At 44.5% G+C, this 9,065-nt stretch carries 9 protein-coding genes and 1 other annotated feature; all 9 genes read right to left on the bottom strand.

Features of this window, described 5'->3' with window-relative positions:
* Positions 1-55: 55 nt before the first annotated feature.
* The 9 genes from pyrP to MKX71_RS08315 all read right to left on the bottom strand — a co-directional run bounded on the left by pyrP (position 56) and on the right by MKX71_RS08315 (position 9,065).
* Positions 56-1,363 (bottom strand): uracil permease PyrP, encoded by a 1,308-nt coding sequence (gene pyrP / locus MKX71_RS08355; RefSeq protein ID WP_015483210.1) that lies wholly within the window; start codon positions 1,361-1,363, stop codon positions 56-58.
* Between the two features lie 173 nt (positions 1,364-1,536).
* Complete coding sequence (pyrR, locus tag MKX71_RS08350; protein ID WP_003232127.1) at positions 1,537-2,082, bottom strand: bifunctional pyrimidine operon transcriptional regulator/uracil phosphoribosyltransferase; 546 nt, start codon at positions 2,080-2,082, stop codon at positions 1,537-1,539.
* A 182-nt stretch (positions 2,083-2,264) separates the two neighbouring features.
* On the bottom strand, positions 2,265-3,176 hold the full coding sequence (locus MKX71_RS08345; RefSeq protein ID WP_003245307.1) for an RluA family pseudouridine synthase: 912 nt from the start codon (positions 3,174-3,176) through the stop codon (positions 2,265-2,267).
* A 1-nt stretch (position 3,177) separates the two neighbouring features.
* A complete protein-coding gene (gene lspA, locus MKX71_RS08340) occupies positions 3,178-3,642 on the bottom strand; it encodes a signal peptidase II (RefSeq protein ID WP_029317775.1) in 465 nt (154 codons plus the stop codon).
* A gap of 102 nt (positions 3,643-3,744) precedes the next feature.
* Positions 3,745-4,119, bottom strand: coding sequence for a sporulation-related RNA polymerase-binding protein YlyA (gene ylyA / locus MKX71_RS08335; protein ID WP_014476755.1), 375 nt, complete (start codon positions 4,117-4,119; stop codon positions 3,745-3,747).
* A gap of 144 nt (positions 4,120-4,263) precedes the next feature.
* Positions 4,264-7,029, bottom strand: coding sequence for an isoleucine--tRNA ligase (gene ileS / locus MKX71_RS08330; RefSeq protein ID WP_015252129.1), 2,766 nt, complete (start codon positions 7,027-7,029; stop codon positions 4,264-4,266).
* A 52-nt stretch (positions 7,030-7,081) separates the two neighbouring features.
* Positions 7,082-7,308: a binding site (T-box leader), on the bottom strand.
* 62 nt (positions 7,309-7,370) lie between these two features.
* Positions 7,371-7,865, bottom strand: coding sequence for a septum site-determining protein DivIVA (gene divIVA, locus MKX71_RS08325; RefSeq protein WP_003221468.1), 495 nt, complete (start codon positions 7,863-7,865; stop codon positions 7,371-7,373).
* A 93-nt stretch (positions 7,866-7,958) separates the two neighbouring features.
* Positions 7,959-8,732: an RNA-binding protein gene (locus tag MKX71_RS08320; protein ID WP_015252130.1), complete on the bottom strand. Its 774-nt coding sequence runs from the start codon at positions 8,730-8,732 to the stop codon at positions 7,959-7,961.
* Between the two features lie 60 nt (positions 8,733-8,792).
* A complete protein-coding gene (locus MKX71_RS08315; protein ID WP_003221463.1) occupies positions 8,793-9,065 on the bottom strand; it encodes a YggT family protein in 273 nt (90 codons plus the stop codon).

The raw sequence follows: 9,065 nt of genomic DNA, 5'->3' as shown, positions 1-9,065 counted from the left end.
AGCTTCCTTCTCTTCATAACCCTTCCAAGCCTCTCTGGACTTTCATTAAAAGGTTTTAGATATGATGTTGTTCAGATGTGTCTGCCTGCTCTTCCTTCGCCTGCGGAAGAATCAGGTTTAAGATGACACCGACAATTGCGGCAAGCGCCATTCCTGACACTTGGAATCCGCCTTGAGATACTTGGATAAAAGCGCCTCCTACACCGATGACAAGGATTACTGATGTAATAATGAGGTTTCTGTTGTTTTCATAATCAATTTTGTTGTCAATCAGCATTCTCAGGCCGCTTGAAGCAATGATTCCGAACAGCAGGAAGGAGACGCCTCCCATGACCGCTGACGGCACTGAACTGATCAGCGCTGAAATTTTGCCGATAAAGCCGAAGCAACAGGCAATCACTGCCGCTCCTCCGATGACAAAGACGCTGAATACTCTTGTGATGGCCAGCACGCCAATGTTTTCTCCGTAAGTCGTTGTCGGAGGGCCGCCGATCAGAGAAGCAAGAATTGTCGCCACGCTGTCACCCATAATGGAGCGATGCAGTCCCGGCTTTTTAATGAAGTCTTGTCCGACAACCTTGCTCAGCACCATTTGGTGGCCGATATGCTCTGACATTGTGACAAATGCGACAGGAACCATTGCGGCTGCGATGCCGAGTGTAACTGACGGTGAATAATCTTTGAACGGAATGATAAATTCAGGCACTGCAAACCATTTCGCGTCAAGCACCGGCTGGAAGTTGACAATCCCTTGAGTAAGGGCGAACAAGTATCCGCCGATGATTCCGATCAGAACCGGAATCAGGCTTAAAAATCCTCGTAAGAAAATCGCACAAATAATCGTGATTGCCAGCGTAACTCCTGCGACACTAAAGTGCTTTAAGCTGTAGACCAACTCACTCGCGTTTGGATCAGCATACATCGCCATGTTTACCGCAGTGCTTGCCAGTCCCAGCCCGATGACGATAATAACAGGCCCTACGACTACAGGCGGGAGAATCTTCATCAGCCATCCTGTTCCAAGCTGCCTAATCAATAAGGCAATCAGCCCGTACACCAGCCCTGCAAGAAACGCCCCAACCATTGCCGCTCCCGGCCCGCCGGTCGCTTTTACCAGAATGATCGGAGAAATAAAGGCGAAGGACGAACCGAGATACGCCGGAATTTGCCCTTTCGTAATAAGAAGGTACGCCAGTGTTCCGATGCCGCTTGTCACCAACGCCACAGCAGGACTCATTCCGACGAGCTTCGGAACCAAAATGGTTGAGCCAAACATGGCAAACAAATGCTGAAGGCTGAATGAAACCCAAGAGAAAGGTGTCGGGACATCCCTGACCCCTAAATTTACTTTTTTCTTACTCATGATGATTTCCCCCTGATTGTTGACTTTCATTTTAGGATGACTCAATGACTGTATAAAAAAACCTCTTTGCATTTTTACGCAAAGAGGCATACAAAGACCTGCCGAATACTTTTTGGGCCTTTGTTGTGCACCTCTTTGCAACCTCTCTGGATTGCCCTTAAAAAGGTGATCTATTATTCGTTTTCATAAATGGCGACGAGATCGTTTTGGTCTACCTCATCAAGCTGAACCATAACCTTTTCTGACTTTGATGTCGGGATGTTTTTCCCGATATAATCCGCTCGGATCGGCAGCTCCCGGTGTCCTCTGTCCACAAGCACTGCAAGCTGAATGGAGGAAGGTCTGCCTACATCAACAAGCGCATCCATTCCTGCTCTGACTGTTCTTCCGGTATACAGAACATCATCAACGAGAATGACTTTTTGATCTGTGATATCTACCGGAATATCTGCACCTTTTACAAGCGGTTCATCGTTGCTCGTTTTTTTAGAAAGATCGTCTCTGTAAAGAGTAATATCAATTTCACCGACTGTAACAGGATTTCCCTCAATCTGTTCAATGCGTTCCGCAAGGCGTTTTGCCAGGTAAATCCCTCTTGTCTTAATGCCGACAAGGATGCAGTTATTCATTCCTTTATTGCGTTCGATCATTTCGTGAGCAATCCTGGTCAGCGCCCGTCTGATTGCCTGTTCGTCGAGAATGACAGCTTTTTGATTCAATGTGTGACACCTCACAGTTCATATAGAAGAAAAAACCCCTCCTGCCAGAGCATAGAGGGGTTTTAGGACAAGGTGCGCGCCTATACACGCATCCCGTCAATCCGTTATCCTTCTCAGCCTCTCTGGACTGTTTTAAAGAATCTATTCAGCTTCGTTTATTATTTCAGAAAAGAAACCCTCTGTCAACCGTTTTTTCTGAGGTTTTCGATTAATTCTGCCATATCCTCAGGAAGCGGCGCTTCAAATTCGACATATTCTCCTGTTCGTGGATGGTCAAAACCTAAAACTCCCGCGTGAAGCGCTTGGCCATTAAAGTCAATTGTTTTTCTTGGGCCGTATTTCGGATCGCCTGCTAATGGGAATCCGATATATTTCATATGAACACGAATTTGATGGGTTCTCCCTGTTTCAAGCTGGCATTCCACTAACGTAAAATCCTGAAAACGCTCTAGTACATGAAAATGAGTGACAGCGTTTTTGCCATCACGTGTCACAGTCATGCTTTGACGGTCTTTCTTATCTCGTCCGATCGGCGCGTCAATTGTGCCATCATCGTGAGAAATAAGCCCGTGGACAACTGCCGTATATTTCCGCGTGACCGTTTTGTTGACCAATTGGTTTACAAGTGACTCGTGCGCCATATCATTTTTCGCCACCATTAATAAACCGGACGTGTCCTTATCGATTCTGTGAACAATACCCGGACGCATCACGCCATTTATTCCGGAAAGGTCTGTGCAATGAGCCATAAGGCCGTTTACAAGTGTGCCCGTAAGATGCCCGGGTGCTGGGTGAACAACCATTCCGCGAGGTTTATTGACAACCAGCACATCCTGGTCCTCATAATAAATATCCAGATCCATAGGCTCTGCCAGGACGTCGAGCGCTTCCGGTTCGGGTACAGTGACGGTCACCTGATCACCCGGCTGAATTTTATAATTCGCTTTCACCGCGCTTCCGTTCACGACAACCTGTCCGTCTTTTACCCATTGCTGAACCTGGGTTCTTGACCAATCATTCTCAGTCGATGCCAAAAATTTATCAATCCGCTCACTTTTTTGTTCTTCTGAAGCGGTTATATCAATTTGATTCATGCTATTGCTCCTTTTTCTTTTTCCTGCTGTCCAACAGCATTTGTATAAATAAAAGCATTACGCCGACACATAGTGAAGAGTCCGCGATGTTAAATATCGGATAATTGTAATTGACAATAATAACATGGATAAAATCCACAACTTCCTGTCTGACAGCCCGATCGATAAAGTTGCCGATGGCACCGCCAAGCATAAGTCCGAGGGCAACGCCAAGAAGCCTTTGTCCCTTTGTATAACGCTGTATGTAATAAACAATACCAATAATAACAGCGGTTGTTATGAGGTAGAAAAACCACATCTGACCCGCTAATATCCCCCATGCAGCACCCGTATTGCGATGGGAGGTGATATAGAATACCTGATCAATGATCGGAATGCTTTGGCCAAGTTCCATGTTCTTAACAACTAGCCATTTTGTCAATTGATCGGCTGCAATAATAAGTAGTGCAATCATATAATACAGCACAAACGTTCCTCCAGTTTACGGTTACTTTAATCCATTATGCATTTTATCAATAAAAAGCACTGGAGTAAAGAAATATCAGGCATAATAACCGGCCAGACACTGTTATTCATACAGTGCCTGACCATATTCGATATCCGTTGATTTCCATATCGGAAGCGTTTTTTTCTCAAATTGGACAGAATAAAGAAAATCGTTTGCTGTTCGGGCCGTCGGCAGCACTGCCAGCTTTGAAAGAGGAATGGGAGCCCCGGTTTCTTCACAGTATCCGAATGTGCCGTTTTCGATTTTGGACAATGCAAGGAGAACGTCTTGAAGCTCTTCTTTAATATGATAGATCAGAGTTGCTTTTTGTTTATGATTGATTGCTGCTTGCGGGCTTGTAGAAACCTGAAAGCAAGAATACTCAAATAATCTCGACTGTAATTCTTCTTTCATCAGAAGAAGTTCCGTATAAATTGCGGTCAGTTGATCATTCATTCTTCACAACTCCTGCTCTTAACGTAGTACCTTTATTGTTGCCTATGAATGATGATCTAAAGCCCATAAGATTTTTCCTTTCGTTCTAAAGGATGTCACTCTTGGCACAAAAAAAGCCCGGCTTTTACGCCGGGCTCTTTTGCATTATTTTTGATAGTATTTTTCAACGATTTCAGCGTTGCGTAATGAAAGTGTAGGATATTTCGGATTTGCCCCTACATCTTTTGAAATCACACGAGATCTCTCACACATTTCGCCTTCCGCTTTCTCGACAGCGATTTTACCCGTCGCAAAGCTTTGCGCATCGTTCGGCGCTTCATTTTCTTCGCTGATTGTCAGTTCAGACACAATAAACAGCTGAGAAAGGTTTTCTTTTATGGAAGCCAAGAGCTCCTTGTTTTCTTTGTTTGGATACAACTTCAGGTTTGCTTCCAAAGATTTACCGATAATTTTTTCATTTCTCGCAGTTTCTAATGCTTTTAACACGTCATCACGAAGAGCCATAAAGCGGTCAAATTTTTCTTCAGTCGCTTCACTGTTTGGAACCGCGATTGTTTCCGGCATATCGGTCAGCTGAACGCTCTGCTCTTCAACAAATGTTAAATGAGACCACAATTCGTCTGCCGTATGTGGAAGGATAGGCGCTGAAAGCTTCACTAATGCAAGAAGCGTTTCGTAGAATACTGTCTGCATGCTGCGTCTATCCGGATGATCCGCATGCTCGATGTAGACAATATCTTTTGCAAAATCAAGGTAGAATGAGCTCAATTCGATTGTGCAGAAATTATGAATGCTGTGATACACAACCGCAAATTCGTACTCATCATACGCTTTTTTCACTTTATCAATCAGCTTGTTCAGCTTAATCAGCATATACTGATCCACTTCACGAAGATCTTCGACAGCCACCGCATTTGTTTTTGGATCAAAATCGAAAAGGTTGCCGTGAAGGAAACGGAACGTGTTGCGGATTTTACGATATACTTCCGCAACCTGCTTTAGAATGGCGTCAGACACACGAACGTCCGCCTGATAATCCACTGAAGATACCCATAATCTTAAGATGTCGGCACCAAGCTGTTTCATGACTTTAGCCGGAACAACAACGTTACCGATTGATTTACTCATCTTGCGTCCTTCTCCATCCAGTGCGAACCCATGGCTGAGCACTCCTTTATACGGCGCTTTCCCTGTTACCGCTACTGCTGTAGAAAGAGAAGAGTTAAACCAGCCGCGATATTGGTCAGATCCCTCTAGGTATAAATCAGCCGGGCGAACGAGGTCATCACGTTCTTCAAGCACTGCTTGATGTGAAGAGCCTGAATCAAACCAAACATCCATGATATCCTGTTCTTTTGTAAATGTGCCGTTCGGGCTGCCAGGATGCGTAAAGCCTTCCGGAAGAAGATCCTTTGCTTCTTTTTCAAACCAAATGTTTGATCCGTGCTGTCTGAACAATTCAGAAACATGTTCAATGGTTTCATCTGTAATAATCGGTTCTCCGTTTTCAGCGTAAAATACCGGAATCGGCACACCCCACGCACGCTGTCTGGAAATACACCAGTCTCCGCGGTCCCGAACCATGTTGTGCAAACGCTGCTCGCCCCATTCAGGCACCCATTTGGTTTCTTTAATGGCATCCAGCAGGTCTGATCTGAAATCTTTAATAGACGCAAACCATTGCGCTGTCGCTCTGAAAATGGTTGGTTTTTTTGTTCTCCAATCATGCGGATAAGAGTGAGTAATGAATTCAAGCTTCACAAGTGCGCCTTTTTCTTCAAGCTGCTGTGTGATCGCTTTGTTTGCATCATCATAGAACATGCCTTCAAAGCCAGGAGCTTCGCTTGTCATTACACCTTTTTCATCGACCGGGCAAAGCACATCTAAACCGTATTTTTGGCCGATGATAAAGTCATCTTCCCCATGTCCTGGCGCTGTATGAACACAGCCTGTTCCGGCATCAGTTGTTACGTGTTCACCAAGCATAACGAGAGAGTCTCTGCCATATAGCGGGTGTTCAGCGATAATGTTCTCAAGGTCTTTTCCTTTGACCGTTCTTGTCACTTCATACTGATCAAATCCGCATGCCGATGCAACATTTTCGACTAAGGCACTTGCTACGACAAAGCGGTCTTCACCTACTGCAATCACGCTGTACTCAAGATCAGGGTGCACTGAGATTCCGAGGTTCGCCGGAATTGTCCAAGGCGTTGTTGTCCAAATGATGATGCGCTCGCCGTTTTCAAGAACGCCTTTTCCGTCTTTTACACCAAAAGCGACGTAAATAGATGCTGAACGTTTGTCTTGATATTCGATCTCGGCTTCAGCCAGAGCAGACTCACTTGAAGGCGACCAGTTAACCGGTTTAAGGCCTTTGTAAATGTAGCCTCGTTTTGCCATTTCACCAAATACGCGGATTTGCTGCGCTTCGTATTCCGGTTTTAATGTCACATATGGGTTTTCCCAGTCACCGCGGACACCAAGACGTTTGAATTGCTCACGCTGTCCCTCGATTTGCTTCCAAGCGTACTCTTCGCACAGTTTGCGGAATTCCGCTACTGACATTTCTTTGCGGTTGACCTTTTTGTTTTTTGTCAGAGCTGTTTCAATTGGCAATCCGTGTGTATCCCAGCCCGGCACATACGGTGCGTTGTAGCCGCTCATTGATTTATAGCGGACAATGAAGTCTTTTAAAATCTTGTTAAGTGCATGGCCCATATGGATGTCGCCGTTTGCATACGGAGGTCCGTCATGTAAAACAAATTTCGGGCGGTCTTTCGTCCGTTCCTGAACAAGACGGTAGATATCTTCTTCCTCCCATTTTTTTTGAATGTCAGGCTCACGGTTTGGCAAATTTCCACGCATCGGGAAATCTGTTTTCGGCATTAAGAGCGTGTCTTTAAAATCCATTTTCATTCCTCCACTGCATTTTTTCAGAAAATAAAAAAAGCCCTCTCATCCCATAAGGGACGAGAAAGCTTATCTCGCGGTACCACCCTTTTAGAAAAAGCAAGCATACACTTTTTCCTCTTGAGCATCGTAACGTGATGAACGTCCTAACCTACTGTGAGTTCAGCAAGGAAACTAAAGGGCTGATCTACATGATTCCGGCCATCCCGGACTCTCACCATCTCCGGGTCGCTATGAAGGCCTGAAGGAAACATGACTGTCCCTTTCAACCGTTTTTTCATCTGAATTTATGAACGTATTATATTCGACAAGCTAAGAAAATGTCAAGATAATCAAAGAATTTATTCCTTTTCCTCAAATACAGCGTCGACTTCATACTCAAGGAGATGATCCCAATCGTCATTTTTCAGAAGATCAAGCTGAGCTTCAATCAGCATTTGGAAACGTGTTCTGAACACTTTAGACTGTTTTTTCAGCTCTTCAATTTCCATTGCAATTTTTCTTGATTTTGATAACGATTCGTTGATAATGCGATCAGCGTTTTTCTCCGCTTCCCGAACGATCAGCTTTGCTTCTTTTTGAGAATTGCGTTTTACGTCTTCAGCCGCTTCTTGAGCAACTAAAATTGATTTATTCAATGTTTCCTCAATATTGGCAAAGTGTCCGATTCTTTCATCAAGCTCATTGACTTTCGCTTCAAGCTCAGTTTTCTTGCGGAGAACAATTTCGTAATCTTTTCTGACTTGGGCTAGGAATTCATTTACTTCATCTTCATCATATCCGCGAAAACTTTTTGTAAACGTCTTGTTGTGAATATCATTTGGCGTTAATGGCATGATGCCACCTCCATTTTTACATTTCAGTACGGTTATCTAGTTCACATTATAAAACAAATTTCGCACAGATGGAGAAAAAAACTGAAAAACCGACTATTTTTGTCGTTCAAACGTAACTCTCCATTTGTCTTTTTTGGTTTTTCCTTCGATTTTTGTTAAGCTGCACCGGCCAAAACCTCTGATTGACAGCATGTCCCCTTCCGCGACTATGTATGAAGGATCTTCAACCACCTTCCAGTTCACTTTCACAAGGCCGTTTTTCACAAGCGTCTGTGATTTCTGGCGGGATTGCCTGCTCATAGAGGCGCAGACGGCGTCAAGCCTTAAAGAAGAAACCGTGTCATCTCTTATTTCGACATCAACTGCTGGAATGTTAAGGTCTGACAAGTCAATTTTCTCTAGGCTGACCGCCGCTTTGCCTGCTTGGGTCAGCTGTGCAGCCACAAAATCAGCGGTATCGGCTGAGACAATCAATTGCACTGCTGTCTCAGAAAACACGATGTCACCGAATTTTTGCCGCTTTAATCCTATGCCCATTAATGCACCAAGCAGAGAACGATGATCTACTGAGACAAACTTGTCAGCATAACGGACGTTAAACGCCTGCAATTCAAAATCCGATTCTTCCGGAGTAATGTACTCTGGATACAGAATCGCCCGTTTCCGCTCCGCTCTGTTATAGCCGCCGGAAAAAGCAAGCCCGACGTCAGCCTGTCCCGTAACAGCAGAGAGGATGACCTGCTCTCGGGGATCTAAAAAGTCGGTCAGCTTCATCCGGTACTGCTCCTGGACAATTCTTTTCCATTCGAGCGCCTGATCAATAAAGGCCCGCTCGTCTTTTCTGAAGTGCTGATATATATCGCTCATCGTCTTTCCCTTCTATGTAAAGAGGCTTGGCTGCTGCCAAGCCCCTATCAAACTGTCACATTAAAACGCAATCATGCGATAAAGTCCCCACAAGCCGGTTGTCGCAAACCGAAGCACAAGTATTGCTACGATTGGTGAAATATCCAGCATTGCAATCGGAGGGATGATTTTTCTGAATGGTTCGAGATATGGTTCACAAATCGAAGCCAAAAAACGCCCGACTGCTGTTTCCCTCGTACTCGGCACCCATGACATAAAAATATATATGATCAGGGCAAATGAGTATATTGTGATTAATAAGCTTAAAACCGAAAAAACTTGATAAAGGATCAT

The organism is Bacillus sp. FSL M8-0071 (genome assembly GCF_037975455.1).
GTDB lineage: Bacteria > Bacillota > Bacilli > Bacillales > Bacillaceae > Bacillus > Bacillus subtilis.
This window is presented reverse-complemented; position numbering and strand designations above follow the sequence as displayed.